At 69.0% G+C, this 26633-nt stretch carries 23 protein-coding genes; 4 read left to right on the top strand and 19 right to left on the bottom strand.

Annotated elements, in window-relative coordinates; all coding sequences use genetic code 11:
- Positions 1-48 precede the first annotated feature (48 nt).
- Positions 49-1710 (bottom strand): phosphoethanolamine transferase, encoded by a 1662-nt coding sequence (locus IQ458_RS14370; protein ID WP_203323241.1) that lies wholly within the window; start codon positions 1708-1710, stop codon positions 49-51.
- Positions 1707-2510 carry a phosphatase PAP2 family protein gene (locus tag IQ458_RS14365; RefSeq protein WP_235996859.1) on the bottom strand — a complete coding sequence of 268 codons (804 nt, stop codon included), beginning with the start codon at positions 2508-2510 and terminating at the stop codon, positions 1707-1709. The genes IQ458_RS14370 and IQ458_RS14365 overlap by 4 nt, the downstream gene beginning before the upstream one ends.
- Before the next feature lie 272 nt (positions 2511-2782).
- Between IQ458_RS14365 and IQ458_RS14360 the strand changes: the two genes are divergently transcribed.
- The 3 genes from IQ458_RS14360 (at position 2783) to IQ458_RS14350 (ending at position 5496) form a co-directional block, all read left to right on the top strand.
- Complete coding sequence (locus IQ458_RS14360; protein WP_183639673.1) at positions 2783-3478, top strand: response regulator transcription factor; 696 nt, start codon at positions 2783-2785, stop codon at positions 3476-3478.
- The gene (locus tag IQ458_RS14355; protein WP_203323240.1) at positions 3468-4739 is read left to right on the top strand and encodes a sensor histidine kinase; all 1272 of its coding nucleotides are present in this window, start codon (positions 3468-3470) and stop codon (positions 4737-4739) included. The genes IQ458_RS14360 and IQ458_RS14355 overlap by 11 nt, the downstream gene beginning before the upstream one ends.
- A gap of 274 nt (positions 4740-5013) precedes the next feature.
- A complete protein-coding gene (locus IQ458_RS14350) occupies positions 5014-5496 on the top strand; it encodes a type IV pilin protein (RefSeq protein ID WP_183639671.1) in 483 nt (160 codons plus the stop codon).
- 32 nt (positions 5497-5528) lie between these two features.
- Here IQ458_RS14350 and IQ458_RS14345 read toward each other — a convergent pair whose 3' ends face one another.
- The 15 genes from IQ458_RS14345 to IQ458_RS14275 form a co-directional block, all read right to left on the bottom strand.
- Positions 5529-8981 (bottom strand): hybrid sensor histidine kinase/response regulator, encoded by a 3453-nt coding sequence (locus IQ458_RS14345; protein ID WP_203323239.1) that lies wholly within the window; start codon positions 8979-8981, stop codon positions 5529-5531.
- Between the two features lie 123 nt (positions 8982-9104).
- On the bottom strand, positions 9105-10475 hold the full coding sequence (locus IQ458_RS14340) for an FAD/NAD(P)-binding protein (RefSeq protein WP_203323238.1): 1371 nt from the start codon (positions 10473-10475) through the stop codon (positions 9105-9107).
- A gap of 133 nt (positions 10476-10608) precedes the next feature.
- The gene (cls, locus tag IQ458_RS14335) at positions 10609-12018 is read right to left on the bottom strand and encodes a cardiolipin synthase (protein ID WP_203323237.1); all 1410 of its coding nucleotides are present in this window, start codon (positions 12016-12018) and stop codon (positions 10609-10611) included.
- 313 nt (positions 12019-12331) lie between these two features.
- On the bottom strand, positions 12332-12496 hold the full coding sequence (gene rpmG / locus IQ458_RS14330; RefSeq protein WP_141455049.1) for a 50S ribosomal protein L33: 165 nt from the start codon (positions 12494-12496) through the stop codon (positions 12332-12334).
- A 13-nt stretch (positions 12497-12509) separates the two neighbouring features.
- Complete coding sequence (rpmB, locus tag IQ458_RS14325; RefSeq protein ID WP_056881579.1) at positions 12510-12746, bottom strand: 50S ribosomal protein L28; 237 nt, start codon at positions 12744-12746, stop codon at positions 12510-12512.
- Positions 12747-12991: 245 nt separating this feature from the next.
- Positions 12992-16183 carry an efflux RND transporter permease subunit gene (locus IQ458_RS14320; RefSeq protein WP_203323236.1) on the bottom strand — a complete coding sequence of 1064 codons (3192 nt, stop codon included), beginning with the start codon at positions 16181-16183 and terminating at the stop codon, positions 12992-12994.
- 10 nt (positions 16184-16193) lie between these two features.
- Positions 16194-17468, bottom strand: a complete 1275-nt coding sequence (locus IQ458_RS14315; RefSeq protein ID WP_203323235.1) for an efflux RND transporter periplasmic adaptor subunit — start codon at positions 17466-17468, stop codon at positions 16194-16196.
- On the bottom strand, positions 17465-18736 hold the full coding sequence (locus IQ458_RS14310; protein ID WP_203323234.1) for a TolC family protein: 1272 nt from the start codon (positions 18734-18736) through the stop codon (positions 17465-17467). The genes IQ458_RS14315 and IQ458_RS14310 overlap by 4 nt, the downstream gene beginning before the upstream one ends.
- 55 nt (positions 18737-18791) lie before the next feature.
- Positions 18792-19184 carry a hypothetical protein gene (locus tag IQ458_RS14305; protein WP_192198335.1) on the bottom strand — a complete coding sequence of 131 codons (393 nt, stop codon included), beginning with the start codon at positions 19182-19184 and terminating at the stop codon, positions 18792-18794.
- Between the two features lie 144 nt (positions 19185-19328).
- The gene (locus IQ458_RS14300) at positions 19329-19670 is read right to left on the bottom strand and encodes a lipid-A-disaccharide synthase N-terminal domain-containing protein (protein WP_141455054.1); all 342 of its coding nucleotides are present in this window, start codon (positions 19668-19670) and stop codon (positions 19329-19331) included.
- Between the two features lies 1 nt (position 19671).
- Positions 19672-20397: a glycosyltransferase family 2 protein gene (locus tag IQ458_RS14295; RefSeq protein WP_183639663.1), complete on the bottom strand. Its 726-nt coding sequence runs from the start codon at positions 20395-20397 to the stop codon at positions 19672-19674.
- An 81-nt stretch (positions 20398-20478) separates the two neighbouring features.
- A complete protein-coding gene (locus IQ458_RS14290; RefSeq protein WP_141455056.1) occupies positions 20479-21378 on the bottom strand; it encodes a ParB/RepB/Spo0J family partition protein in 900 nt (299 codons plus the stop codon).
- Positions 21378-22175, bottom strand: a complete 798-nt coding sequence (locus IQ458_RS14285; RefSeq protein WP_203323233.1) for a ParA family protein — start codon at positions 22173-22175, stop codon at positions 21378-21380. The genes IQ458_RS14290 and IQ458_RS14285 overlap by 1 nt, the downstream gene beginning before the upstream one ends.
- Before the next feature lie 167 nt (positions 22176-22342).
- On the bottom strand, positions 22343-22990 hold the full coding sequence (gene rsmG, locus IQ458_RS14280) for a 16S rRNA (guanine(527)-N(7))-methyltransferase RsmG (protein ID WP_203323232.1): 648 nt from the start codon (positions 22988-22990) through the stop codon (positions 22343-22345).
- A 28-nt stretch (positions 22991-23018) separates the two neighbouring features.
- On the bottom strand, positions 23019-23630 hold the full coding sequence (locus IQ458_RS14275) for a 4'-phosphopantetheinyl transferase family protein (protein WP_203323246.1): 612 nt from the start codon (positions 23628-23630) through the stop codon (positions 23019-23021).
- Positions 23631-23803: 173 nt separating this feature from the next.
- Between IQ458_RS14275 and IQ458_RS14270 the strand changes: the two genes are divergently transcribed.
- Positions 23804-24061, top strand: a complete 258-nt coding sequence (locus IQ458_RS14270) for a GlsB/YeaQ/YmgE family stress response membrane protein (protein WP_183639660.1) — start codon at positions 23804-23806, stop codon at positions 24059-24061.
- Between the two features lie 123 nt (positions 24062-24184).
- On the opposite strand, the gene xth is transcribed toward IQ458_RS14270, so the two are convergent.
- Together xth and IQ458_RS14260 are read right to left on the bottom strand one after the other, a co-directional pair.
- Positions 24185-24955 carry an exodeoxyribonuclease III gene (xth, locus tag IQ458_RS14265; RefSeq protein ID WP_183639659.1) on the bottom strand — a complete coding sequence of 257 codons (771 nt, stop codon included), beginning with the start codon at positions 24953-24955 and terminating at the stop codon, positions 24185-24187.
- 109 nt (positions 24956-25064) lie between these two features.
- Positions 25065-26621, bottom strand: a complete 1557-nt coding sequence (locus IQ458_RS14260; protein ID WP_203323231.1) for an MFS transporter — start codon at positions 26619-26621, stop codon at positions 25065-25067.
- Between the last annotated feature and the right edge of the window lie 12 nt (positions 26622-26633).

The raw sequence follows: 26633 nt of genomic DNA, 5'->3' as shown, positions 1-26633 counted from the left end.
GGGCTGTCTTGATGCGGAACGTTCGGGCGCAGCGGAGCAAGCTCCGCTCTACGGGCGGCAGGCGGCGAAGAGATCCCGATCGCGGTCGTATACGCCGGTGCGCACGTCCAGCAGGCCCAGCACGGACGGAAACAGGTTGTCGTGGCTGGCCGGTTGCGTGGATTCCCGGCGCAGGCAGGCGATGTCCAGGCCGCTGCCGGCCGCGAAACCCGGCGAGAACCACATCACCATCGGCACCCGGGTCTGTTCTTCCGGGGCAATCGCATAGGGCACGCCATGCAGGTAGAGGCCTTTCTCGCCCAGCGATTCGCCATGATCGGATACGTAGATCATGGCGGTGTCGTAGCGGGGATTGCGGCCCAGCTGGCCGATCAGCTTCGCAAGCACATGATCGGTGTAGCCCAGTGCATTGTCGTAGGCGTTGACGATGGATGGGCGATCGCATTCGCCCAGATCGACCGATTCGCACACCGGCGTGTAGCGGCGGAACGCGGAGGGATACCGCTCGAAGTAGTTGGGGCCATGGTTGCCCAATGGGTGCAGCACCACCACGCGATCGCCGCCACCGGGGGGTACGGCGGCGTCCAGGCCACGCAGCAGGATCTCGTCCAGGCAGCGTTTGCCGTTGCACAGGTCGGGATCCTTCGCATCATCCAGCGCCTGCATCGGCAGTCCCTGGCAGACGCCCTTGCAGCCGGACTGGTTGTCGCGCCACAGGGTGCGGATGCCGGCGTACTCCAGCACATGCAGCAGCGATTGGTGATCGCGGATCTTCTTCTGGTCGTAGTCGTGCCGACCGTAGGGTGAAAACATGCAGGGCAGGGAAACTTCGGTGCTGCTGCCGCAGGCGGTGACGGCGGGGAAGTTGATCACGCCCATGCGCGACAGTTCCGGCGTGGTCTGGCGCGAATAGCCGTTCAATCCCCAGTTCTGCGCGCGCGCGGTTTCGCCCACCACCAGCACCAGCAGCCGCGGCTTGCGGCCGGCCGTCTGCGGCAACTGGCGGGCGTCCTGGCCGATCGGCGTCCTGGCGGTACGGCTTCCCGGCGGCGCGGCCGTCAGCACCCGCGCCAACGAGACCAGATAGTTCGCCGGCGTCACCAGATAACGCACCTCGCGGCGATTGCGAATCAGCGAGGACAGGTCCTGGTACGTCAGCATCGCCGCGCCCGCGAAGGCCACCAGCAGCGCCGCCAGGAATCCGCCGCGCACGATCAGCGCGCGCCGCCACGGCCGTTCGCGCAGCCGCACCCGCCACAGCAGGGCGATCGGCAGGCTGGCGAACAGGATCGGCATCAGCAGGCGCCAGCTCAGCAGTTCGCTGGACTCCTTGCGATCGGTATGCAGGATGTTGCGCAGCATGTCCGAATCCAGGTACACGCCATAGCTGCCCATGTAGTAGGTGGCGATGGCGGTGACCAGGATCAGCCCGGCCAGCAGCGGACGCGCATAGCGGCGATGCACGACCAGTCCGAGCAACAGCGCGTGCACGGCGGTGATGATCACGAACAGCGCCGCGGCGAACTTCCACTGCACCGCCGGCGCGACGATCACGTTGCGCCAGAACTGGCCATTGCTGAAGAGGGTGAAGTAGAGGCTCACCGCCAGCAACAGGGTTTCGCTGGCGACCACCGGACGCTGGCGCAGCCACGCTGGCGCGTCGGAGCGGACATTGCGGCGCAGACCGGCTTCCAGCGGACTGGCGTTCATGGCTCGCTCCGCGACAACAGGCCGGGAGCCGGCGGCGCTGGCATGACGCGCCGCGCCGCCGGGGACCGTGCCGGCACCAGCAGGCAGGCATGCAGCAGCAGCGCGATCGTCCAGCAGATGGCCAGGGTCCACAGGTCGTGCGAGAGGAAATGGGCGCCGCGCAGCTGCTGGGCGAAGCCGAACAGCAGCCCGGCCGCCAGGCCGACGCCCAGACCCAGCCAGCGCAGGCGCGGCGCGGTGGCCAGGAAAAAGAAGTACAGCGCCACCCACGCATAACCGGCGCTGGCGTGGCCGGCGGGAAAGCACGACGCCGTTGGCAACCGCGCCGGCCGCGCGCTGAACAGGTCGACGAACGGCCGGCTGCCGCCATAGCGGGCCAGATCCCACGGGCAGTCCATGTCCGTCCACAGCTTCAGCGTGCCGACCGCTGCGGTCGACAACGCGGTGGCCAGCAGCAGGAAGAGCAGCGGCCGTCGCCATGCCTTCAGGCGCGGGAAGGAACCACTGGCGATCAGCAGCAGTGCCACGCCGTACCAGCCCAAGGTACTCAACCGCTTGCCCATCACATGGATCAGGTGCTGGGTGACGAAACCCTGCTGCAGCGACCAGCGATGGCCTTCCCAGGCGTACAGCCGATCCGCCAGCCACAGATCGCCGCGCAGCGGGATCAGGATCACCGTTGCCAGCGCGAACACCGCCAGCGGCCAGCCGGCGTGGTGGACGAGGAAGTCGCGATCGAAGGCCGGCGGCGGACGGATCTCGCCAAGCGGCATGGAGGGCTGTGGTGCGGCAAAGGACATCGGATACGTTCATTCCGGCCCCTGCGCCGGTATGAAGGCCATGCTGGTGACGCCGCTGTCGGAGAGTCGTCGGAACCCCGTTCGCGCGTCGTTAACGCGGCAGGCGGCGCAGGGCACGCTTCAGCCGCCGTTGCCATTGCGCGACCGCTTTACCCGTGTCTCCCAGTGCATGGGAGAATCGTCCCGTTCCGACCGGATTCCGACACCGGGAGGTGCAGCGTGGCGACCCGCCGGGATGCCCGTGCCGGTCAACGACGAGGACGGAAACCCCGATGCGGCTGCTCGTGATCGAAGACAACCGGAGCCTGGTGGCGAACCTGTTCGACTACTTCGAAGCGCGCGGCCATGCCCTGGATGCCGCGCCGGACGGGGTGACCGGCCTGCACCTGGCCACCACCCAGGCCTACGACGCGATCATCCTGGACTGGATGCTGCCGCGGATGGATGGTCGCGAGGTGCTGCGACGCCTGCGCGAAACGCATGCCGGCGACGCGCCGGTCATCATGCTCACCGCGCGCGACGAACTGCCCGACAAGATCGCGGGCTTCCGCGCCGGCGCCGACGACTACCTGACCAAGCCCTTCGAACTGCCCGAACTGGAGGTGCGGCTGGAAGCGGTGCTGGCGCGCAGTGGCGGGCGCGGTCGCAACCGCCTGCTGCAGGTGGCGGATCTGAAACTGGACCTGTCCACCCTGGAAGCCAGTCGCGCGGGGCAGCCGCTGCACCTGTATCCGGCCTGCCGCAAGCTGCTGGAAGTGCTGATGCAGGCCAGTCCCGGCGCGGTGACCCGGGATCGCCTGGAATACGCCCTGTGGGGCGACAGCCCGCCGGACGGCGACATGCTGCGTTCGCATGTGTACGAGTTGCGCCGCAGCGTCGATGGACCGTTCCCGGTGAAGCTGATCCAGACCTTGCCGCGGGTGGGCTACCGGCTGGCGGCACCGGAGGAGCAGCGCGATGGCGGCTAGGAACAACAGCCTGCGCCGGCGCATCCTCACCTGGCTGCTGGTCTACGTCTCGCTGCTCTCGGTCGCCATCTTCATCGGCGGCCTGATCGTCAACGAGGAGGCCGAGCGCATGGTCTGGAGTTCGCTGCTGCGCGCCGAACTCCATCACTACCAGGATCGCGTGCAGGCCGATCCCGGCTATCGCTGGACCGATACCGACGACATGACGCTCTACCGCTGGGACGACGTGCCGCCGCCGCCCAAAGTATTGCGCGCGCTGCCGCCCGGCCTGCACGACGACCTGTGGGTGGAGGGCAAGCTGCGGGTGGTGATGATCCAGGACCTGCCCGGTGGCCGGGTCGCGCTGGCGCTGGACATCACCGAGTTCGAGGGACTGGAGGAGACCATCAGCAGCGGAATCGTGGTCGGCATGTTCGCCTCGGTGATCCTGCTTGGCCTGCTGCTGGCCTGGGGGCTGGGCCGGGCGATCCGTCCGCTGGGCGTGATGGCCGACGATATCGCGCGCCTGCGGCCCGAACGCGGGCGCCAGCGCATCGGGCTTGAACCCAGCGCCAGCCGCGAACTGCGGGTGATTGCCGATGCCTTCAATGACTACCTGGATCGCAGCGAGCGCTTCGTCGAGCGCGAGCGGGCCTTCATCAACAGTGCCAGCCACGAGCTGCGCACGCCCATCGCGGTAATCGGCGGCGCCGCCCGGCTCGCCTCGGATCAGGCAGGCGTGCCGCCGGCCGCGCGCGAACAGATGCAACGCATCGCGCGCAACGTCCGCCAGATCGAGCAGCTGATCTCGCTGCTGCTGATCCTGGCCAAGGACCCCGAGCGCCTGGCCGCGGTCAGCGATGCGGTGGCGTTGGACGAACTGCTGCCGGAAATCGTCGAAGACCATCGCCATCTCACCCACGGCAAGGATCTCGCGTTGCAGTTGGGTCCGCTGTCGGCGGTCCGGGTCACCGCGCCGGTGGCCATTGTCCAGGCCGCGATCGGCAACCTGTTGCGCAACGCCATCGAGAACAGCGATCGCGGCGTGATCGACATCCGCCTGGACGCCGATGCCACCGTGACGATCACCGATCCCGGACACGGCATGAGTCCGGAGGAGATCAGCCGCATCTATGCGCAGTTGGCGCGCGGGGAAGGACGCGACGGCGGCGGCATCGGGCTGGATCTGATCGCGCGCCTGTGCGAACACCTGGGTTGGCAGCTGGACATCGATTCGGCGCCGGAACGCGGCACGGTGGCCCGACTGCGTTTTCGCCGGTAGCGCCATCGCTCCAGGCCGTGCCGCCGAGGATCGCTTTCCGGTGAAATGAAAGCGATCGACATCGCGCGCGTTCGCCGCCCGGAGAGGGAAGCGAATCAGCTGCGCGCGAGGCATGCCTGTCATTCGCGTAACTTTGAACGCGAATGCCTTTTTCCAGCGCGCAGGGCTGGTTAGCATCGGTCGGGCATCATCGCGCCGCCATCGCGGACGGCGCATCGACTGGCGCGTGCTCGACGGGCCATCTCCTTGTCCACCGCATCCCGGAGGCACGCCCATGCGATCCGCCCACATCCGTGTCCTGCATCGATACGTTTTCCACCGACATGATCTCCATCGACGCCGGTACCCGGCGGCAGGATTCAGCCTGCTCGAACTGATGATCGTGGTGGCCATCATCGCCATCCTGGCAAGCATCGCTTTTGGCAGCTATCAACATCACGTCGTCAATACCCGTCGCGCCGCCGCCGCCGCATGCCTGCAGGAACGCACCCAGCGCCTGGAACGCTTCCATACCCTGCATCTTTCCTATCTGGATACGGCGGGCAAGCCTCCCGCCCTCGCGGAGTGCGGCGATGGCCTGGCCCGGCACTACCAGATCAGCCTGTCCGCTGTTTCGGCGCGTGCCTTCACATTGCAGGCGGTGCCGCAGGGAACGCAGGCCAGGGCCGACACCCGCTGCGGCACGCTTGCGATCAACCAGCTGGGTGTCCGCACGGTCAGCGGGACCGCGAATGCGACACCGGGGGAATGCTGGTGACCACCGGCGGCGCGCGCGGGCAGCGGCGGTAGTCAGGCTTCCAGGCGCTGGCGGGCGTCGTGGTGCGCGGCGAGGAAGGCGCGCAGCGACGCCGGCTTGACCGGTTTGGTCAGCAACCGGTAACCGCGTTCGCGGGCGCGCTGTTTCAACTCGTCGCGGCCGTCGGCGGTCAACAGGGCCCCGGCCATCGGGCCCGCGCTGGCGGCGCGCAGCGCGTCCAGCGTATCCAGGCCGTCCAGCCGATCGTGCAGGTGGTAGTCGACCAGCACCACCGTCGGCGCCGAGGCCATCCGTTCCAGCGCCTCGTCGACCGTGGTGGCGGTGATCACCTCGACCTGCCAGCGGCCCAGCAGCGCGCGCATGCCGTCGAGGATCTCGCGATCGTTGTCCACGCACAGCACCCGCAGGCCGGCGAGCGAATCGGCGGCGAGTCCACGCCGCGGCGTGGACGGACGCGCCGGCGCGCGGGTGGCGCGCGGAACGACGATCGAGAACATGCTGCCGTGATCGACCCGGCTGCGCGCGTCCAGGTGATGCCCGAGCAGGCGCGAGATGCGCTGGCAGATCGACAGGCCCAGGCCGAGTCCGCGCTCGCCCCAGTCGAACGGCTGCTGGTAGCGGTGGAACTCGTCGTAGATCTGCCGCATATGGTTTTCCGGAATACCCGGGCCGGTGTCCCAGACCTGCAGCGACACCTTGCCATCGAGCATGCGCATGCCCAGCACGATCCGGCCCTGGCGGGTATAGCGCAGGGCGTTGGCCAGGAAGTTCTGCAGCACCCGGCGCAGCAGGCGCCGGTCGGTGCGCACCGACAACCCGCGCGGATGCACCCGCAGATCCAGCCCGCGGCCGGCGGCCACCGGCGCGTACTGGGCGGCCAGTTCGCGCAGCAGTTCGCCGGCGTCGAAGTCGCTGATCTCCACCCGCAGGCTGCCCGCGTCCAGCCGCGACACGTCGAGCAGGCCGTCGAGCAACTCTTCGGCGGCGCGCAGCGAGGCATCCACGCGTTCGGCCAGGTGCCGTTGCTCGCCGTCCTGTTCGCCGTCGCGCAGGGCCGAGGCGAACAGGCGCGCGGCGTTGAGCGGCTGCAATACGTCGTGGCTGATGGCGGCGAGGAAGCGGGTCTTGGACTGCTGGGCCGCTTCGGCCGCGCGGCTGCGTTCGGTGACGCGCTGCTCCAGGGTCTCGTTGGCTTCCCGCAGCGCCAACTCGGCGCGCTTGAAGTCGGTGATGTCGTTGTAGCTGGTGACGTAGCCGCCGCCGGGCAGGGCCTGGCCGCGCATCTCGATCACCTGGCCATCGCTGCGCACGCGCTCGAACACGTGGGGCGAGCCTGCCCGCATGTAGGCGATGCGCTTGCCGATCTGCGCGTCGACGTCGCCTTCGCCCAGCTCACCGCGCTCGGCGTTGTAGCGGATCAGGTCGGCGACCGGCCGGCCGACGTACAGCATGCCGTCGGGGTAGCCGAACATCTGCTGGTAGCGCCGGTTCCAGGCGACCAGCCGCATCTCGGGATCGACCACGCTGACGCCGGCGGCGATGTTTTCCAGGGTGGTGGAGAGGATCTCGCGGTTGAAGCGCAGTTCCTGGCCGGCCTCGTCCAGCACCGCGACCACTTCGCCCAGTTCCATGCCCGATCCGCGCAGCACGCTGGTCAGGACAATGCGCGCGGACGCCGCACCGATCGAGGCGGCCAGCAGACGCTCGGTGAATTGCACCCAGGCGCGGTCGGCAGATGCGCCGGGCTGCATCTCGCGGCCCAACGCCTGGGCCTGTTCCTGGAACGCGCGGCGCGCATGGCGCTCGCCGACCACCCGTTCGGCCAGGGTCTGCAGGTCGCCCACCCGCACGCTGCCGGGCCATTCGCCGGCGACCAGCGCCGGGCGCTGCGCGTACGGATCCAGGAACGGCGCCGCGCGCAGGCGATCGTCCACACCGGGCCGCCAGCGCGCGGAGATCACCATCATCGCGCCGGTGTTCACCAGCAGTGACCAGAACGTGCCGTGGGTGAGCGGATCCCAGCCGCTCAATCCGAACAGCTGGTGCGGCCGCAGCCAGGCGATGCCGAACGGTCCGGTCGCGATCCATGACGCATCGAAGCCACCGGCCTGGGTCATGGTCGGCAGCAGCAGGGTGTAGATCCAGGTGCCGAAGCCCAGCAGCATGCCCACTTCCACGCCGCGCCGGCTGGCGCCGCGCCAGTACAGGCCGCCGATCAGGCCCGGCGCGAACTGGGCGACCGCCGCGAACGCCATCAGGCCATAGGACGCCAGCGTGCTGTCGTTGCCGCTGCTGCGGTAATAGATGTAGGCGGCGAGCGCCAGCAGCAGGATCGCGAACCGGCGGATCCACAGCACCCGCGAAGCGACGTCGGCTTCGGCGTGATGATCCGCCCAGCCGCGCCGCAGCAGCACCGGCATCACCAGGTCGTTGCTGACCATGGTGGCAAGCGCGATGCTGGCGACGATGACCATGCCGGTGGCGGCGGAGAAACCGCCGACGTAGGCGATCAACGCCAGCGCCTTGCTGCCGTCTGCCAGCGGCAGCGCCAGGATGAAACTGTCATCGGCCACGCCGCTGCCGATGCCGAAGGACGCCACGCCGGCGGCGGCGATCGGCACCACCATCACCGAGATCAGGACCAGGTAGGTGCCGAACAGCCAGCGCGCCCGACGGATATCGCCGACGTCGCTGCATTCGACCACCGCGACATGGAACTGGCGGGGCAGGCAGACGATCGCGAGGAACCCGAGCAGGGTCTGGGTGACGAATCCGACCGGTGGCGAATTCTCGAACAGCGTGCGTGCGGACTCGGCGACCGGGATGGAGCGGCCCTGCAGCCACAGGTAGGCGAACAGGCCGACCGCGATCATCGCCACCAGCTTGACCATCGACTCCAGCGCGATGGCCAGCATCATGCCGTGATGATGTTCGGTGGCGTCGACCTGGCGGGTGCCGAACAGGGCGGCGAACAGCGCCATCAGCAACGCCACGTACAGCGCGGGATCCGAGAAGAAGCCATGCGCGCTGCCGCCGGGCTGGCCGGTCAGCACGCCCAGGCTCATCGCCACCGCCTTGTACTGCAGCGCCAGGTAGGGAACGACGCCGATCAACGCGATCACCGTCACCAGCGCGGCCAGCCGGCGCGAGCGTCCGTAGCGCGAGGAGATGAAGTCGGCGATCGACACCGTGTTCTCGCTACGCGCGATCAGTGCCAGCCGTTCGATGATCCGCCAGCCGAACAGCAGCAGCAGCAGCGGACCCAGGTAGATCGGCAGGTAGCCGATGCCGTTGCGCACCGCGCTGCCGACCGCGCCGTAGAAGGTCCAGGACGAGCAGTAGACCGCCAGCGCCAGGCTGTACACCACCGGACGCAGCCACGGCCGATCCGGATACATCGGGCGACGATCACCCCACCATGCCACGCCGAACAGCAGCGCCGCGTAGCTGATGGACACCAGCAGCAGAATCCAGCTCGAAACCAATGCCGCCTCCCGGCGCCCGACATCGGAACCAGCGTAGCAGCGGAGCTGGCTCCGCTCTACAGCAAGGGAGGAAATCCGCCGGGGATGCTGGCGGGTAAACGACGGCCGGCGAGCGCGCCCGCGTCAGCGCGCGATCAACTGGCGGGCGACCGCTTCGGCCTGGCCCCGCAGTTCAGGAATGGCGGTGCTTTCCCACAGGTTGCCGATCCGCAGGCTGCCCAATACCCACAGGTCGGGCTGGACGCGGCCATCGGCGTCCAGCACCCGCCCGTCGTCGCCGGCGTCGATGCCGATGCCGTGCGGGCCGGTGCGCGCGTGGCCCTCGCCCAGCAGCTCGGTCAGCAGCGGATTGCGCATGGTCGGAACCCGCATCTCGACACCGGTGGCATTCACCACCCGATCCACTTCCAGCGCCAGCCCGGGCCTGCCACGCACGTTCGCGCCGACCTGCACGCAGCGGCCGACCTGCATCACCGTGTCCAGGCGGCCGCGGTGCATGCGCAGCTGCCCGCGATCGATCAGCGCCTGCAACTGCTCGTGCACGGAAATCGCCACCCGGTGCCGGTGCACGTCCCACAGCCGCACGACGTGGCGCAGGAAACGCCGCTGGTCGGATTCCGACAGGGAACGCCACAGCGCCTGTCCGTGCGGGCGCAGGCGTTCCATCACCGCCTGCCAGGGCAGGCTGGCGGCGGCGGCTTCGCGCACGCGTTCGCGGACGAAGCGCAGGCGCGCGCGCAGGTCCAGCGACAGCAACCGCGCCGGATCGAAATCGGCCACCGCATGCGGCGCATGCGGCTGCGGCAGCCAGCCATGCCGCGAAAGCACATGGATGGCGCCGCGATGTTCGGTGGCGACGAAACTCAACACCGCGTCGACCATGCTCAATCCGGAACCGACGATGCACAGCCGGGCATCGCCGGGAACCGCGCGCACCGCGTCGAAATCCCAGGCCGACAGGCTGGCATCGGCGGACAGGCCGCCGGCGCCGCGCGCCGGCAGCGGGCGTGGGCGGTTGCCGACCGCCAGCACCACCGCATCGCAATCGGCCTGCGCGCCATCGGCGAGCCGCAGTCGCCAGCCCGCCTCGTTTCGATCCATCGCCATCACCGGCTGGACGATGTGCACCAGCGTGGCCGGGCTGGCCGCGCGCGCGCGCTCCAGGCGATCGCGCAGGTATTCCCCGTAGCGATGACGCTCGACGAACATGGGTGCCAACGCGGCGCGTTCCTGCGGATCGGCGCTGAGGAAATCGAGGAAATCGTCCGGCTGATCGCTGAAGCCGCTCATGCGTTGTGCCGGCACGTTGAGCAGGTGTTCCGGATAGGGCGTGGCATAGGCCACGCCACGGGCAAGCGTGGATTGCGGTTCGTAAAGCGCGATGCGCAGCGGCGCGGTCGCCGCGCGCAGCAACTGGATGGCGGTCAGGACGCCGCCGGCGCCTCCCCCGATGATGGCGATGTCATGGGCGAGGCCCGCGGATACGCTGGTCATGGGCCGCATTGTAGTGGATCGATCCGGCGCGCCTCATGCTGGCTTGGCATCAGTGGCGCATGACCGGGCAACGCAAACTTTACAAATACGCGAAAACCGTTGCGCATCAGGCGCTTTCAACATCGACGTTTTGTTACATCAGCGAATCCGCCAGGCGCGCGATGCCATCGCGGCTGCGCCGCCACGCCGGGCGTCGTGCCCAGTCCTCGCCGTGGACGCTGCGGGCATCGCGCAAGTATTCCGATTCGATCCCGCGCAGCCGGGCGACCACCGCGCGGTCATAGCACAGCAGGCCGATTTCCGCGTTGAGCGCGAACGAGCGGATGTCGAGGTTGATCGAACCGACCAGCGCGACTTCGTCGTCCACGCTCATGTGCTTGGCATGCAGGAAGTGCGGCTGGTACAGCGCGATGCGAACGCCGCAGGCCAGCAGTTCCGCGTAGTAGGACTCCTGAGCCCACGCGGTCAGGCGCTGGTTGTTGCGATCGGACAGGATCAGTTGCACCTCCACGCCCGACAGCGCGGCGATGCGCAGCGCGCTGAGGGTGGCGTCGTCGGGCACGAAGTAGGGCGTGGCCAGCACGATGCGGCGCTTGGCCAGATGGATCAGCGCGTTGACGGCATCGCGTGCGTTCTCGAAGGGATAGGCCGGCCCGCTCGGCAGCAGTTGCATCGCGACCTGGCCCGTGCCGGTGGCGCGAACGGGATCCACGTGCAGGCGCTCGCCGGTTTCCAGGTACCAGTCGCTGGCGAACACCGCGTCGAGCTGGGCGACGATCGGCCCGCGCACGTGGGCGACCAGTTCGCGATTGGGAAAGCCGGGAATGAACATCGGGTCGGCGAGGTTCTGCGAACCGATGAAACCGGTAGCGCCATCGATGACCGCGATCTTGCGGTGGTTGCGCAGATCCATCCGGCCACTGCGACGCCAGCGCAGGCCACCGGGAAGCAACTGATGGACCTGCACGCCGGCCTTGCGCAGGCGTCGCGCGTAGCGGCGCCATCCGCGCTTGGCGCCGACCGCGTCGAGCAGCAGCCTGCATTCCACCCCGCGCCCGGCCGCGCGTTCCAGCGCAGCGACCACCGCATCGCCGACCGCGTCGTCGAACATCAGGTAATACAGCAGGTGGATGCTCGCGTGCGCCCCGTCCATGGCCGCGATCAACGCGCGCAGGGAATCGTCATAGTCGTCCAGCAGTTCGACCGTGTTGCCGCGGATGGGCATGAACGCGCCCTGCCGTTCGACCAGCGGCGCCATCTCCGCGGCGATGCCGCCTTCGGGCTGCCAGCGCAGCGCGGCGAGCGGCTGCTGTTCCTCGCGGATCACCTGCGAGGCGCGCGCCTGGCGCTGGACGCGTTCGCGCGACAGCCACGGATGGCCCAGCAGCAGGTAGGCCGGCAGGCCCAGCAGCGGCACGAACCCGACCAGCAGCATCCAGCTGCGCGCCGCCGCCGGCGAAGTGCGGCTGGGAATCCACAGCAGCGCGGCCAGCCGGATCATCCAGTCGAGGATCAGCAGTACGGTTCCCAGCGACCAGTCCATGCGGCGCCTTGTCGTCGGAGTGATGCGCCGATTCTGGCCGTAGTCGGTGCAAACCGGAAGGTGGCGGGGTGTTGCCGGCCAACCGCGCAAATCCCCCGTCGCCCGCTACGCGGGCGCCCGCCCCCTTTTTCAAAGGGGGCTAGCAATCATTGCCGAGTTCAGCTGCCAGAGAATTGCTGTTCCTCCCCCTTTGAAAAAGGGGGACCGAGGGGGATTCGCTCTTCGCTTCATTCCCGAAGCAAACAAAAAGCCCGCCTTGCGGCGGGCTTCGGATGACGCGGATGCGCTCGCCGGGGGCAAGCGCATCACGACATCACTTGATCTTGCCTTCCTTGTAGATCACGTGCTTGCGCACGACCGGGTCGTACTTCTTCATTTCCATCTTGCCCGGGGTGTTCTTCTTGTTCTTGTCCGTCGTGTAGAAGTGGCCGGTGTTGGCCGAGGAGATCAGACGGATCTTGTCACGCTTGGTTGCCATGTTCGATTACTCCTCAGACCTTCTCGCCGCGGGCACGCAGCTCGGCCAGAACGGAGTCGATGCCGTTCTTGTCGATGGTGCGCAGGGCATGCGCGGAAACTTTCAGCTTGATCCAGCGGTTTTCGCTGGCGACCCAGAAGCGGCGCTCGTGCAGGTTGGGCAGGAAGCGACGACGGGTCTTGTTGTTGGCGTGCGAGACGTTGTTACCGGTCTGCACACGCTTGCCGGTGACTTGGCATACGCGGGACATACGCACCTCGAAAAAAGTTTGATGCTTCCCTTGGCCAGGGAGGCGGCGGCCCCACCGCATGACAGCGGTGCGCAGATCGGGCAAAAAATCTGCTGTCGGCGGCGAGTCCAAATTGCGCTTCAGGACTCGCCCGGTCGGGGACCGGACACAGCGAGCCGCGCATTATGGAGGGCTTTCCCTTTCCATGCAAGCACTTAGGCCGGAAACGGGCCCGGGACGGTTCCCCACGCCCCGGGCCGTCCGGTTCAGCTCGCCGGCCGGGCCTCCGGAGCCGCCGCCGCGGCCTTCCGCCCGTGCAGCCAGCGGTACAGCACCGGCAGCACCAGCAGGGTCAGCAGGGTCGAGGAGACGATGCCGCCGATCACCACCGTGGCCAGCGGGCGCTGGACCTCGGAGCCGGCGCCGACGTTGAAGGCCATCGGCAGGAAGCCCAGCGAGGCCACCAGCGCGGTCATCAGCACCGGCCGCAGCCGGCCCTGGGCCCCGTCGACCACCGCTTCCTCCAGTGGATTCCCCTGCTCCCGCAGCTTGCGGATGAAGGCGATCATCACCAGCCCGTTCAGGACCGCCACCCCGGACAGGGCGATGAAGCCGACCCCGGCCGAGATCGACAGCGGGATCCCGCGCAGGGCCAGGGCGATGACGCCGCCGGTCAGGGCCAGCGGCACCCCGCTGAACACGATGGCGGCGTCGCGGGCCGAGCCGAACGCCCAGAACAGCAGGGCGAAGATCAGCGCCAGGGTCACCGGCACCACCACCGCCAGGCGCTGGCTGGCCGAAATCAGCTGCTCGAAGGTGCCGCCATAGTCGATCCAGTAGCCGGACGGCAGCTTTACCCCGGTCCCGACCCGCTGTTGCAGCTCGGACACGAAGCCGCCCAGATCGCGGCCGCGCACGTTGGCGGTCACCACCACCCGGCGTTTGCCGTTCTCGCGGTTGACCTGGTTCGGCCCGAGGGTGGTTTCGATCTTCGCCACCTCGCGCAGCGGCACCGTCCGTGGCGTGCCCGACGCCAGCGCCATTTCCCGGCTGGACTCGTCGGCGTTGGCGTCCCCGCCCAGCGGGATCGGCAGATCCTGCAGCGCGGCCGGGTCCTGGCGCAGGTGCTCCGGCAGGCGGATGACGATGTCGAACCGGCGATCGCCCTCGAACAGCTGGCCGGCAACCTCGCCGCCGACCGCGGTCGCCACGGTGTCCTGGACCACGCCGGGATTGAGGCCGTAGCGGGCCAGCGCGCGCCGGTCCGGGGTGATGGTCAGCAGCGGCAGGCCGGTGGTCTGTTCCAGCTTGACGTCGGCCGCGCCGGGTACGCTCCGCGCCACCGCCTCGATGCGGCGGCCGACGTCCACCAGCGCGTCCAGATCGTCGCCGTAGAGCTTGATCGCCACGTCCGCGCGGACGCCGGAAATCAGTTCGTTCATGCGCATCTGGATCGGCTGGGTGAACTCGTAGTTGTTGCCGGGCAACTGCTTCACCGCCGTCTCGATCTCGGCGACCAGCTCTGCCTTGGACTTGCGCGGATCCGGCCACTGGTCGCGCGGCTTGAGGATCAGGAAGGTGTCGGCCACCGATGGCGGCATCGGGTCGGTCGCGACCTCCGCGGTACCTAGCTTGCCGAACACGCGTTCCACTTCGGGAAACTGCTTGATGCGTGCTTCCAGCGTCGCCTGCATCCGCAACGCCTGCTCCAGGCTGGTGCCGGGGATGCGCATGGCGTGCATGGCGATGTCGCCCTCGTCCAGGCTGGGGATGAATTCCGACCCCAGCCGCGTGGCCAGCAGGCCGCACACGGCCAGCAGCGCGATCGCGCCGCCGAGCACCCAGGCGCGCCGGCGCAGCGCCCAGTCCAGCGCGGGCGCGTACGCACGGCGCGCCCACAGCATCACCCGGGTTTCCTTTTCCTCCACGCGGCCACGCAGGAACAGCGCGATCGAAGCCGGCACGAAGGTCAGCGACAGCAGCATCGCGCCGGTCAGCGCCAGCACCACGGTGATCGCCATGGGGTGGAACATTTTTCCTTCCACGCCGGTGAGGGCGAAGATCGGCAGGTACACGGCGGTGATGATGCCCAGGCCGAACAGGCTGGGGCGGATCACCTCGGCGGTGGCCGAGGCGGTGGTGTCCAGCCGTTCCTCGTCGCTCAATACCCGCCCCAGCCGGTGTTGCAATTCGCCGAACCGGCGCAGGCAGTTCTCGATGATGATCACCGCGCCGTCGACGATCAGGCCGAAGTCGAGCGCGCCCAGGCTCATCAGGTTGCCGGACACGCCGCCGCGGACCATGCCGGTGAGGGTGAACAGCATCGCCAGCGGAATCACCGCCGCGGTGATCAGCGCCGCGCGGAAATTGCCCAGCAGCAGGAACAGCACCACGATCACCAGCAGCGCGCCTTCGACCAGATTCTTGGCCACGGTGCGGATGGTGCGATCCACCAGCACGGTACGGTCGTAGACCGGGTTGGCCGACACCCCCGGCGGCAGGCTGCGGTTGGCTTCGGCCAGGCGCGCGGCAGCGGCCTGGGCGACGTCGCGGCTGTTGGCTCCGATCAGCATGAACACCGTGCCCAGCACGACCTCGTGGCCGTTCTGGGTGGCCGCGCCGTTGCGCAGTTCCGGGCCTTCGCCGACCGTGGCCACGTCGCGCACGCGGATCGGCACGCCCTCGCGGCGATCCAGCACGATGTCGCGGATGCCGTCCAGATCTGCGACCTGCCCCGGCGCGCGCACCAGGTACTGCTGGCCGTTGCGCTCGATGTAGCCGGCGCCGACGTTCTGGTTGTTGGCGGCCACCGCGTCGACCACGTCGCGCAGGGTGAAGCCCAGCGCGACCAGCCGCGCCGGATCCGGGGTGATGTGGATCTGGCGCGCGTAGCCACCGATGGTGTTGACCTCGGTGACGCCGCGGGTATTGCGCAGCTGCGGCTTGATCACCCAGTCCTGCAGGGTGCGCAGATCGGTGGCCGTCCACTTGCCGCCATCGGGCTTGCGCGCGTCCGGCTTGGCATCGACGGTGTACATGAAGATCTCGCCCATGCCGGTGGTGACCGGACCCAGTTCCGGCTCCAGTCCCCCGGGCAACTGCGACTTGACCTGTTGCAGGCGTTCGGCGACCTGCTGGCGGGCGAAGTAGAGATCGACGCCGTCGTCGAACACCACGGTCACCTGCGACAGCCCGTAGCGCGAGATCGAGCGGGTGTGATCCATCCCGGGCAGGCCGGACAGCGCGGTCTCGATCGGGAAGGTCACGCGCTGTTCCGATTCCAGCGGCGAGTAGCCGGCGGCCTCGGTGTTGATCTGCACCTGCACGTTGGTGATGTCGGGGGTGGCGTCGATCGGCAACTGGCGGAAGCTCCACGTGCCCACGCCGATCAGCGCGAGGGTGAGCGCCAGCATCAGCCATCGGTGGGCGATGGCGAAGCGGATGATTCTCTCGAGCATGGCCGGGTCCTCAGTGGTCGTGGGAAGCGCCGGACTTCTCGATGTCCGCCTTCACCACGTAGCTCTGTTCGACCACGACCTGGTCGCCCGCCTTCAATCCGGACAGCACTTCCACCCGTTGCGCGTCGCGCTTGCCGAGCTTGAGCGGCCGTACCTCGTAGGTGTCGCCGACCCGCACGAACACCACGTCCCAGTCGCGGAACTTCTGCAGCGACGCCACCGGTACCACCAGCGCGGCGGGTTGCCGATCCACGGTGACGCGCGCGGTGATCGCCGAACCCGGCCGCCATTGACCGTCCGCGTTGGCGATGACCGCGCGCGCGACCGTGCTCTGGCTGGCGGTGGCGGTGCCGGGCAGCACGCGTTCCAGGGTGGTTTCGGCCTGCGCGCCGTCGCTGATGCGGGTGATGGTCACCGGCGAGCCGGCGCGGATGTGCTGGGCGTCGAAGCCGAACACGTGCAGATCCACCCACAGCGTGGACAGATCCGCGACCTCGAACAGCGTCGTGCCTTCGGCCGCGACCGATCCCACTTCGGCGTTGCGCGCCAGCACCACGCCGTTGATCGGCGTGCTGACGGTGTAGGTGGTCAGGCTGAGGTTGCTTTCAATCGACGCCAGCGCCTGTCCGGCGCGCACCCGGTCGCCGACGTTGGCGGCGAGCCGGCGGATCGGGCCGGGAAAGCGCGCGGCGACCTTGGCCACGCGGCCTTCGACCGGGGTCAGCAGGCCCTGCACTTCATGTTCGTCGGCGATGATGCCGGCGCCCGCCGGGGCGACCCGGATGCCGGTCTGTTGCGCGATCGGCGCTGCGATCTCGGTGCGTCCCTCATAGCTGGGATAGGCCCAGCGCAGTGAACGCCCCTCGATGCCCGCCAGCACTTCCACGTCGAAGGAGTGCGGTTCGATCACCTCGGCCGTGCCGAGCAGGCTGCCGTCGGCCTGCGCCTGCAGGCGATGGGTCTCGGCAAGGCCGCCCAGGCGCTTGAGTCGGACTTCGACCGTGCCGGCGCTGGCCGGCAGCGGTTTGCCGTCGCGGTACAGCCAGGCCTGGAATTTTGGCGGCGTGCCGTCCTCGGCCATCGCCAGTTCCACCGCCAGGCCCTCCTTTTCCAGCAGGCGGCCGCCGTGCTGGCCGGTGGCCGCCTCGGTTTCGGCGTGCTCGCCGGAGGCGTGGCCGTGTTCGTCGCTGGCGGCTTCGCCATCGGCGCCGCCGCCGCAGGCGGCCAGGGCCAGGGTCAACAACAGCAGCGGCATCCACCGCAAGGCGGGAGTGCGGACATTCATGGGGAGGTTCCTTGTGCGGGGGCGGCGGCCACGAACGGCTGGCCGGTCAGGCGCTGGATTTCGATCAGCGCGCGCTGTGCGTCGAGGGCGGCGTCGAGCTGCTGCCGGCGCGCGCTGGTGCGCTCGGATTGCAGCTGCGCCCATTCCAGATAGCTGATGGCGCCGGCGCGATACGCGCGCTCGGCGGCGCGTTCGGCCTTGGCCAGCTTCGGCAGCACCGCCTCGTCCAGGCGCTTCACTTCGAACTGCGCGGTGCGGTAGCGGCCATGCGCCTCGGCCAGGGTCGAGTACAGCGCCAGCCCCTCGGCTTCGCGTTCGATCTCCACCAGCGCCAGCTCCGCCTCGGCTGCACGGATGCCGGGTTCGGCGCGGCGCGCGCTGCCCAATGGAATCGCGACGCTGGCCATCAGGCCGGTATCGCCGTTCTCCTGCAACCGGCGCACGCCGAACTGCCAGTCGACATTGGCGCTGCGTTCGCTGCGCGCCAGTTGCACGCGTGCTTCGCGGATGCGGCGCTCGTCGGCGAAGCGGGCCAACTCCGGGGTGCTGTCCAGCAAGGCGGCCAGTTCGCCGAAGTCGGCGACCGCCGGCAGCGCCAGCGGATTGCCGGCCACGGTGTCGAAGCCGGGATCACGTTCGCCCCACAGCGCGGCCAGATGCTGGCGCGCGGACATCAACAGGCGATCGGCATGATCGCGCTCCAGTTCCGCGCGGGTGAGCGCGGCCTGCGCGGTCAGCAGCACCGATTCCGGCGAAGCGCCCGCGGCCAGCCGCTGGCGCGCGGCCGCGACCGTGCGCGTGCGTTGCTCGATATCGTCCAGCGCCACCGCGCGCTGGCGCTGGGCGGCGGTGATGGCCAGGTAGCGGCGCGCGACTTCGGCCAGCAGATCCAGCCGGCGGGTCTCGCGCTGCACCGCCAGCGCGTCGATGCGGCTTTGCGCCAGCGTGCGGCGGGCGTCCCATTTGCCGCCGCGTTCGAGCACGCCGGCCAGGGTCAGGCTGATTTCGGCGCCGCCGAAACCGCTGACGTCACCGGTGCCGAGCGCGTTTTCGACCGACGCGCCGGCGGTGAGGCCTGGACGCAGCGCGGCGACTTCGGCTTCCGCGGCGAGGACGCGCTGCTGGCCGTCGACCAGGCGCAGATCGGGATGGGTACGGGCGACGCGCGCGAACGCGTCGTCCAGGGACAGGACAACAGGCGACTGTGCCCGCGCGGGTGCGACGGACACGGCCACGAAGGCGGCCAAAGCCGCCAGACGCAACCACATGGGAATTCTCCGAAAGGATCGAGGACGAATGAAACCCGGCCGGGCCGGGAGTGCCTCAGATCGCTATCGGCGGGCGCAACAGCTTGTCGCTGCGGTGGGTGGGAACCGGCGCGTCGTGCGGGAACGACACGGAATCCAGCGGCGCGAGCGGCTGCCAGATCGTGGCCGCCACCGGCATCGCCGGCGCGTGGCCACAGCAGTGCGTGGCATGCATCAGGGCATGCAGCAGGCCGCGGGTCTTGCCGGATTCGTCGTCCCCGCGCTCGTGCCCTTCGCCGTCCGGGACCGCGTCCGCATCCACATGCGAATGCAGGCCGCCGCCGTGGCCGAGTTCGTGGACGCCGCCCACCGAGGCCATCACCGGCTGCGCGATCACGCCCAGCAGCAGCACGCACAGCGCCAGCAGGCGCATGAGGGTGGGGCGGCGGAAGCGGCGGAGCAGGGGCATGGCTGCACAGGCTAACGGCGGGGCGTGGCGTTACACAATCGCAGGGGCGACGGGGATTGGGGGCGGCGCCAGGAGCGAATCCCCTCGGTCCCCCTTCTTCGAAGGGGGAGGAACAGCGCGGTAGGGTTCGGCGACGCCTCGCCGTCAGTGGCTGGCCTTGTCGCGGTGCCAGCCGCGGTGCCGGATGTCCAGGTACAGGCTGTACAGCGCGGTGAAGGCCGGGAACAGGTTCTGCAGTACGCCGACCGAGTCCTGCTTGGCCGAAAACAGGAAGTAGCTCAGCGTCATCAGGCTGCCCAGCACGCTCATGTACCAGAACAGGCGCGGGATGACCGGCTTGCCGGCGCGCCGGGAGGCGATGAACTGGACCAGCCAGCGGCCGCCGAACATCAGTGCGCCGGTGTAACCGATCAGCTTCCAGCCGGTGACATGCAGGCCGGTCCAGTAGAGCGCCTCGATTGGCTGGTTGAGCCAGTGCACTTCCACCTCAGAGCTCCCGGACCGCCGTGCGCTTGCCGCGCTTGATCAGCCAGGCCACGCCGCGCAGGTCGCTGATGCCGACCAGCGCCCGGTTGAGGTTGTTGTACTTGGACACGCCGGCGGTGCGATGGCGGTGATTGACCGGCACACTGATCGTCTTCCAGCCGGCGCGCTGCATCAGCGCGGGCAGGTAGCGGTGCATGTGATCGAAGTAGGGCAGGTCGAGGAAGGCTTCGCGTTCGAACAGCTTGATGCCGCAGCCGGTATCCGGCGTCTCGTCGCGCAGCATGCGCGAGCGGATCGCGTTGGCCCACTTGCTGGCCCAGCGCTTGCTGCCGCTGTCCTGGCGGTTGACCCGCCAGCCGGCGTAGAGCCTGGTCTGCGCCTCGCCGCCATCGCGCGCGGCGATCAATTTGGGAATGTCGGCCGGATCGTTCTGGCCGTCGCCGTCCAGGGTGGCGATCCAGGCGCCGCGCGCGGCCTTGACGCCGGTGCGGATGGCGGTGCTCTGGCCGCTCTGCTGGACATGTTGCAGCACCCGCAGTTCCGGCACGCGCGCCTTCAGGGCCTGCAGCACGGCCAGGGTGTCGTCGCGGGAATGGTCATCGACGTAGACGATCTCGAAATCGATCCGGCCACGCAGCGCGGCGGTGATCTCGTCGATCAGGGGCGTGACGTTGTCGCGCTCGTTGAAGACCGGGACGACGACGGAGAGGGCGGGGCTGGATGTCATGGGCGCCTATTTTGCCGCCACCGGCTGAATCTGGTCTTGTCGATGTGTCGGCGCGCCTCCGCTGGGGGCGCGCCCCGGGCCTCAGCCGCGCGGGCCGCGCAGCTTCTCCAGCACGCCGTCGAGGGTGTCGAGATCGGTGTACTGGATGATCAGCTTGCCCTTCCCGCCGCGTCCGTGGGCGATGGTGACGCGGGTGCCGAGGCCTTCGGACAGCTCGGTTTCCAGGGCGGCGATGTCCGGCTGCGGCGCGGCCTTGCCGGGCTTGGCCTTGCGGCCGATCACCGGCACCTTGCCGGCGGCGAACTGCTGGGCGCGGTGTTCGACCTCGCGCACCGACCAGCCCTGGTCGGCGGCATCGGAGGCCAGCTTGCTGGCCAGTTCCGGCGACAGCGTCAGCAGCGCGCGGGCGTGGCCCATTTCCAGCCGGCGCGCTTCCAGCAGCGCGCGGATGGCCGGCGGCAGTTCCAGCAGGCGCAGCAGGTTGGACACCGCGGCGCGCGAACGGCCGACCGCTTCGGCGGCCTCGGCGTGGGTCAGCGAGAATTCGTTGATCAGGCGTTGCAGCGACTGCGCTTCTTCCAGCGGGTTCAGATCCTCGCGCTGGATGTTCTCGATCAGCGCCATCGCGATGACGGTGCGATCGTCCAGCTCGCGCACCACCACCGGCACTTCGGCCAGGCCGGCTTCCTGCGAGGCGCGCCAGCGGCGTTCGCCGGCGACGATCTCGAAGCGTCCGGGCGCCAGTTCGCGCACCACGATCGGCTGGATCACGCCCTGCGCCTTGATCGACTCGGCCAGCTCGCTGAGCTTGGCCGGATCCATCGCCATGCGCGGCTGGTACTTGCCGGGTTGCAGGTGCGCCACCGGCAGGGTGCGCAGGGCCTCGCCCGGCTGGGCTTCCGGTGGTGGGGTCTCGGCCGCCTTGGGGCCGAGCAGGGCCTCCAGCCCGCGGCCCAGGCCGCGTTTCTTCGACGCGCTCATCAGGCGTACTCCATCCTCTTTTCTTGCTTCTTGCGTTCACTCTGGCGGCGGATGATTTCCCCGGCCAGGCCCAGGTAGGCGACGCCGCCGCGCGAGGTGCGGTCGTAGCCGACGATGCTCTGGCCGTGGCTGGGCGCCTCGGCCAGGCGGACGTTGCGCGGCACGATGGTGCGGAACACGCGATCGCCGAAATGCTGGGTCAGTTCCGCCGAGACGGCGTTGGCCAGGTTGTTGCGCACGTCGAACATGGTGCGCAGCACGCCCTCGATCTCCAGGCCGGGATTCAGTCGTGTCTTCAGCGCCTCGATGGTTTCCACCAGCGCGCTCAGGCCTTCCAGCGCGTAGTACTCGCACTGCATCGGCACCAGCACCGAGTCGGCCGCGGTCAGCGCGTTGAGGGTGAGCAGCGACAGCGCCGGCGGGCAGTCGATGATGATGAAGTCGTAGTCGCCGCGGATCGGTTCCAGCGCGGCCTTCAGGCGCAGCTCGCGGCCGTCGATCTCCATCAGCTGGATCTCGGCGGCGGTCAGGTCGATGTTGCCGGGAAGCAGGTCGAAGCCTTCCTGGGTGGTCACGATCGCCGTGCGCGCGTCGACTTCCTGCAGCAACACGTCGCAGGTGGAATTCTCGAGTTCGCGCTTGTCCACGCCGCTGCCCATGGTGGCATTGCCCTGGGCGTCCAGATCCACCAGCAGCACGCGCTGCGGGGCACGCGCCAGCGCGGCGGCCAGATTGACGGCAGTGGTGGTCTTGCCGACGCCGCCTTTCTGGTTGGCGATCGCGATGATGCGGGCCATGCGGGTGGTCGCCTCGGGACACGGGGTGGATGGGGGATTATGCGGGGTCCGGACCGGTCCTGCGAATTCGCCTCGCCGATCCGGCCGCGCGGCGGCGCCCGGGAACGGCGCTCATGCCCTCGAGGCGTCCAACGATATCAATCGGTTATGGGGATCGAGGCGCGGGTTCAGGCGCCTGCCTTGCGCACCACGATCAGATGGCGCTCGCCGACCAGGCCGGGCACGCGCAACGGATGGATGGCCTCGACCTGCCAGTCCGGTGGCAGCGCGGCGATTTCCTCGTCCGGCCGCACGCCCTTCATCGCCAGCAGGGTACCGCCCGGTTTCAGCAGGTGTCCGCCGACGGCGATGATGCCGGCCAGCGTGTCCATGGCCCGCGCGGTCAGGTGGTCGTAGGCGGCGGGTTCGTCCAGCGCCTCGGCGCGCGATTCGGCCACCCGCGCGTTGCCCAGGCCCAGCTGGCGCACCGCCTCGCGCATGAAGCGGGCCTTCTTGCCGTTGCTTTCGACCAGCGTCACCCGCAGTCCGGGGTGGGTGATGGCCAGCGGAATCCCCGGCAACCCCGGCCCGGTGCCCAGATCGGCCAGGCTGCCTTCGGCGACGTGCGCGTGCATGGCCAGCGAATCCAGCAGGTGGCGGGTCACCATCTCGGCCGGGTCGCGGATCGCGGTCAGGTTGTAGGTGCGGTTCCAGCGGTGCAGCAGGGCCAGATAGTCCAGCAGCGGCGGCGCCAGGGCGGCGGCGTCCAGGCCGAGTTCGGTCAGGCCCTGGCGCAGTTGCGCGTCCAGGCCGGCGGGCAGCGTCGGGGCATTCATCGCGCGCATTATCGCCGAACGGCGGGACTCAGGCCCGCCAGGCCAGCGCGCCGCGGTAGCCGGGCAGCGGTTCCCATTCGTGCAATTGCCATTCGGCCGGGGAGCCCAGCGCGGGATCGCAGTCGATCAGCTGCAGGCCGTCTTCGCGTTCGCCGAACACCAGCTTCTCCAGGCCGAAGGAGACGCCATGGCCGTGTGCCTTCAGCAGCGCCTCCTTGGCGCACCACAGGCGCACGAACGCGCCGGCGCGCGCCGGGTCATCCTGCGCGCGCAGCCAGTCCAGCTCACTGGGATGGAAGAAGCGCTGCGCGATCTCCATCATCCGCGGCCGTTCGCGATGGCGTTCGACATCCACGCCCAGGTCGCGTGCCGGCCCGAGCGCGACCAGCAGCACCTCGCCGCTGTGGCTCCAGCTGATCGCCTGGTCGTCGAAGGGCGCCGCGAAATGGGGCTTGCCGCGTGCGTCGCGCCGGATCGGCAAGGCGTCGGCCGGCTGTGCCAGCGCTTCGGCCAGCACCTGCCGCGCGGTCGGTTCGCCGCGCATGCGGGGGGGGTGCGCGCGCAGCCAGACCTGGAACCGCCCGAACCGCCAGGCGGGCGGCATGGTCGCGGATGGGAAGATGGAGGGAATCTCGGTCATGGTCGGCCGGTGGTGCGGGGCAGCGTGCATCGCGGCGCGATCCGCGTTATCACCGCGCTGCAAGGATGCCATTCCCCCTATCCGGCTTAACAGTGGTTTCACGGCGGCAATCGCTTAATCGCACCGTCCCCGGTCTTCGGGGCCGGAGTCCACAACGGAAGGAGACAGGCAGAATGAATTTTCTCATCTATCTGATCGTCGGTGGTATCGCGGGCTGGCTGGCCAGCCTGGTGATGAGGCGTGATGGTTCGCAGGGCATCATTCTCAACATCGTGGTCGGCATCATCGGTGGTTTCCTGGGCGGATGGCTGCTGCCGGCGCTCGGGCTGGGCCTGGGAGGAGGCTGGATCGGATTCCTGGTCACCGCCTTCATCGGCGCAGTGGTGTTGCTGCTGATCGTCAACCTGTTCACCCGGGGACGCGCACGCTGACGCCACGATGATCCGGTTTCGCTGCGGCCGCGTGCGCTGATTCGAGACGCACCCAAGGTCCGTGGCATCACAAAGGCCCGGCGCACGCCGGGCCTTTGTTTATTTCCTTCAAACGAGTGCGGATCAGCCGGCCAGTTGCACCCAGGCCGGCGCGTGGTCGCTGGGGCGTTCCCAGGTGCGCGGCTCGCGATCGATGCCGGCGGCGGCGGCCTGCGCGCGCAACGCGTCCGAGACCAGGGTGAGATCGATGCGCAGGCCCAGGTTGCGGCGCAGCCCGCCCATCCGGTAGTCCCACCAGCTGTACACGCCGGCTTCGTCGTTGTGCATGCGGAAGGCGTCGTGCAGGCCGAGCGCGTACAGGCGGCGGAGCGCGTCGCGCTCGGCGACTGAGGTCAGGATGTGGGCATCGCCCCAGACCTTGGGGTCGTAGACATCGCGATCGTCCGGGGCGATGTTGAAATCGCCCAGCACGACCATCTTCGGGTGCCGCTGCAGCTCCTCGGCGAGCCAGCCGTGCACGGCATCCAGCCAGCGCAGCTTGTAGGCGTACTTGTCGGTGCCCACGTCCTGGCCGTTGACCACGTACAGGTTGACGATGCGCAGATCGCCCACGGTCGCGGCGATCACGCGCTTCTGTTCGTCCTCGAAACCGGGGACGCCGATCTGCACCTCGGTGGCCGGCACCCGCGACAGGATCGCCACGCCGTTGTAGGTCTTCTGTCCGGCGAAGATGCTGCGGTAGCCCAGCCCGGCCAGCACGGTGTCGGGGAAACGGTGATCCTCCAGCTTGGTTTCCTGGATGCCCACCACGTCCGGCGAGAACGCACCCAGCCATTGCTCCAGATGCGGCTGGCGGACATTGAGCGAATTGACGTTCCAGCTGGCGATCTTCATCCCGTGCATCCGTGGTCGTGGGCGCCCGCGGGCGCCAGAGAGACAGAGGCGTCAGTGTAAGTGATGTGTCCGCGACGGCGTGCGCGCGGCAGGCGCCACCTCGGATGCCTCATGCGCCGGAAGCCTCGTTGGCCACGCTCGTCACATGGCCTTCGCCCTCGCCATCGCGCATCAGGTGCGAGGCCATCCACGCCGCCAACAGCATCATCGTTCCGCCGAACACCGCCACCAGCCGCATGGCGTCGGTGAACGCGGCGCGCGCGGTCGTTTCGATGGCGATGGCCTGGCCGGCCGGCAGCGTTTCGGCGGTGGCGATCGCGCCGCCCAGCGTGGACAGGGCATGGCCGGCGGCGGCGTGGGCCAGATCCGCCGGCAATGCCGGCTCCAGCCAGAAGCGGTACAGCGCCATGCCGGCGCTGCCGAGCAGCGCGATGCCCAGCGCGCCGCTGAGTTCGGCGCTGGTTTCTGCCAATGCCGACGCCGCGCCGGCGCGTTCCGGCGGCGCGGTGGTGATGATCAGTTCATTGCCCACGGTGAACACCGGCGCCATCCCGATGCTCATCGCCAGCATGCCAGCGATCAGGATCCACAGCCCGTGCGGCGGCACCACCAGCGCGGTGATGCCGAAGCCGACCGCCGCCACCAGCAGGCCGCGCACCATCACCCGCCGCGCGCCCCAGTGGCGCGCCAGCCTTGGCGCCAGCAGCGATCCCACGGTGAAGCACAGCGACCACGGGACGGTGGCGAAACCGGCTTCCAGCGGCGACAGCCCCAGCACCAGTTGCAGGTACTGGGTCATGAAGATGTACACGCCCATCATCGACAGGCCGGCCAGCGCGTAGGCGACGATCGCCGCGCTGAAGGCGGGACGGCGGAACAGGGTGACGTCCAGGAACGGATAGTCCAGGTGCCGCTGTCGGCGCACGAACAGCACGCCCAGCACCAGGCCGGCGGCCAGCACCAGCAGACCGCGCGTATCGGCGCCGTACTCGGCGATCCGCTTGAGGCCGTACACCACCGCCAGCACCGCGAACAGCGATTGCGCCATGCTCGCCGGATCCAGCCGGCCGGCGTCGGGATCGCGGTATTCGGGCAGCAGCTTCGGTCCCAGCAGCAACAACAGCACCATCACCGGCACCGCGGCCAGGAACGCCGCGCCCCACCAGAACCATTCCAGCAACAGGCCGCCGACCAGCGGACCGATCGCGCCGCCGACCGAGAAACTGGCGATCCACACGCCGATCGCGAACTGGCGCTCGTGCTCGTCATGGAACATGTTGCGGATCAGCGACATCGTCGACGGTGCCAGGGTGGCGCCGGCCACGCCCAGCAGCGCGCGCATGGCGATCAGCATCTCCGCGCTGCGCGAGAAGGCGGCGATGACCGAGGCCGCGGCGAACGCGGCCGCACCGATCAGCAACAGCCGGCGCCGGCCGATGCGATCACCCAACGTTCCCATCGTGATCAGGAAGCCGGCCACCAGGAACCCGTAGATGTCGACGATCCACAGCAGTTGCGAAGTGGAAGGGTTGAGTTCGGCGCTGATCGCCGGCAACGCCAGGTTGAGCACGGTCAGGTCCATCGCGTAGACCATGCAGGGCAGGGCGATGGCGGCCAGGCCAATCCATTCGCGGCGGGTGGCCTTGGGGGACGTCGGGGAGGTCATGGGCGGTCCTGT

It is taken from the genome of Pseudoxanthomonas beigongshangi (genome assembly GCF_016820515.1).
Lineage (GTDB): Bacteria > Pseudomonadota > Gammaproteobacteria > Xanthomonadales > Xanthomonadaceae > Pseudoxanthomonas_A > Pseudoxanthomonas_A beigongshangi.
This window is presented reverse-complemented; position numbering and strand designations above follow the sequence as displayed.

Excerpts from the sequence above, each read along its gene's own strand:
- IQ458_RS14370 (WP_203323241.1), bottom strand. The coding sequence starts at position 1,710 with ATGAACGCCAGTCCGCTGGAAGCCGGTCTGCGCCGCAATGTCCGCTCC.
- IQ458_RS14365 (WP_235996859.1), bottom strand. The coding sequence starts at position 2,510 with ATGTCCTTTGCCGCACCACAGCCCTCCATGCCGCTTGGCGAGATCCGT.
- IQ458_RS14360 (WP_183639673.1), top strand. The coding sequence starts at position 2,783 with ATGCGGCTGCTCGTGATCGAAGACAACCGGAGCCTGGTGGCGAACCTG.
- IQ458_RS14355 (WP_203323240.1), top strand. The coding sequence starts at position 3,468 with ATGGCGGCTAGGAACAACAGCCTGCGCCGGCGCATCCTCACCTGGCTG.
- IQ458_RS14350 (WP_183639671.1), top strand. The coding sequence starts at position 5,014 with ATGCGATCCGCCCACATCCGTGTCCTGCATCGATACGTTTTCCACCGA.
- IQ458_RS14340 (WP_203323238.1), bottom strand. The coding sequence starts at position 10,475 with ATGACCAGCGTATCCGCGGGCCTCGCCCATGACATCGCCATCATCGGG.
- cls (WP_203323237.1), bottom strand. The coding sequence starts at position 12,018 with ATGGACTGGTCGCTGGGAACCGTACTGCTGATCCTCGACTGGATGATC.
- rpmG (WP_141455049.1), bottom strand. The coding sequence starts at position 12,496 with ATGGCAACCAAGCGTGACAAGATCCGTCTGATCTCCTCGGCCAACACC.
- rpmB (WP_056881579.1), bottom strand. The coding sequence starts at position 12,746 with ATGTCCCGCGTATGCCAAGTCACCGGCAAGCGTGTGCAGACCGGTAAC.
- IQ458_RS14320 (WP_203323236.1), bottom strand. The coding sequence starts at position 16,183 with ATGCTCGAGAGAATCATCCGCTTCGCCATCGCCCACCGATGGCTGATG.
- IQ458_RS14315 (WP_203323235.1), bottom strand. The coding sequence starts at position 17,468 with ATGAATGTCCGCACTCCCGCCTTGCGGTGGATGCCGCTGCTGTTGTTG.
- IQ458_RS14310 (WP_203323234.1), bottom strand. The coding sequence starts at position 18,736 with ATGTGGTTGCGTCTGGCGGCTTTGGCCGCCTTCGTGGCCGTGTCCGTC.
- IQ458_RS14305 (WP_192198335.1), bottom strand. The coding sequence starts at position 19,184 with ATGCCCCTGCTCCGCCGCTTCCGCCGCCCCACCCTCATGCGCCTGCTG.
- IQ458_RS14295 (WP_183639663.1), bottom strand. The coding sequence starts at position 20,397 with ATGACATCCAGCCCCGCCCTCTCCGTCGTCGTCCCGGTCTTCAACGAG.
- IQ458_RS14290 (WP_141455056.1), bottom strand. The coding sequence starts at position 21,378 with ATGAGCGCGTCGAAGAAACGCGGCCTGGGCCGCGGGCTGGAGGCCCTG.
- IQ458_RS14285 (WP_203323233.1), bottom strand. The coding sequence starts at position 22,175 with ATGGCCCGCATCATCGCGATCGCCAACCAGAAAGGCGGCGTCGGCAAG.
- rsmG (WP_203323232.1), bottom strand. The coding sequence starts at position 22,990 with ATGAATGCCCCGACGCTGCCCGCCGGCCTGGACGCGCAACTGCGCCAG.
- IQ458_RS14275 (WP_203323246.1), bottom strand. The coding sequence starts at position 23,630 with ATGACCGAGATTCCCTCCATCTTCCCATCCGCGACCATGCCGCCCGCC.
- IQ458_RS14270 (WP_183639660.1), top strand. The coding sequence starts at position 23,804 with ATGAATTTTCTCATCTATCTGATCGTCGGTGGTATCGCGGGCTGGCTG.
- xth (WP_183639659.1), bottom strand. The coding sequence starts at position 24,955 with ATGAAGATCGCCAGCTGGAACGTCAATTCGCTCAATGTCCGCCAGCCG.
- IQ458_RS14260 (WP_203323231.1), bottom strand. The coding sequence starts at position 26,621 with ATGACCTCCCCGACGTCCCCCAAGGCCACCCGCCGCGAATGGATTGGC.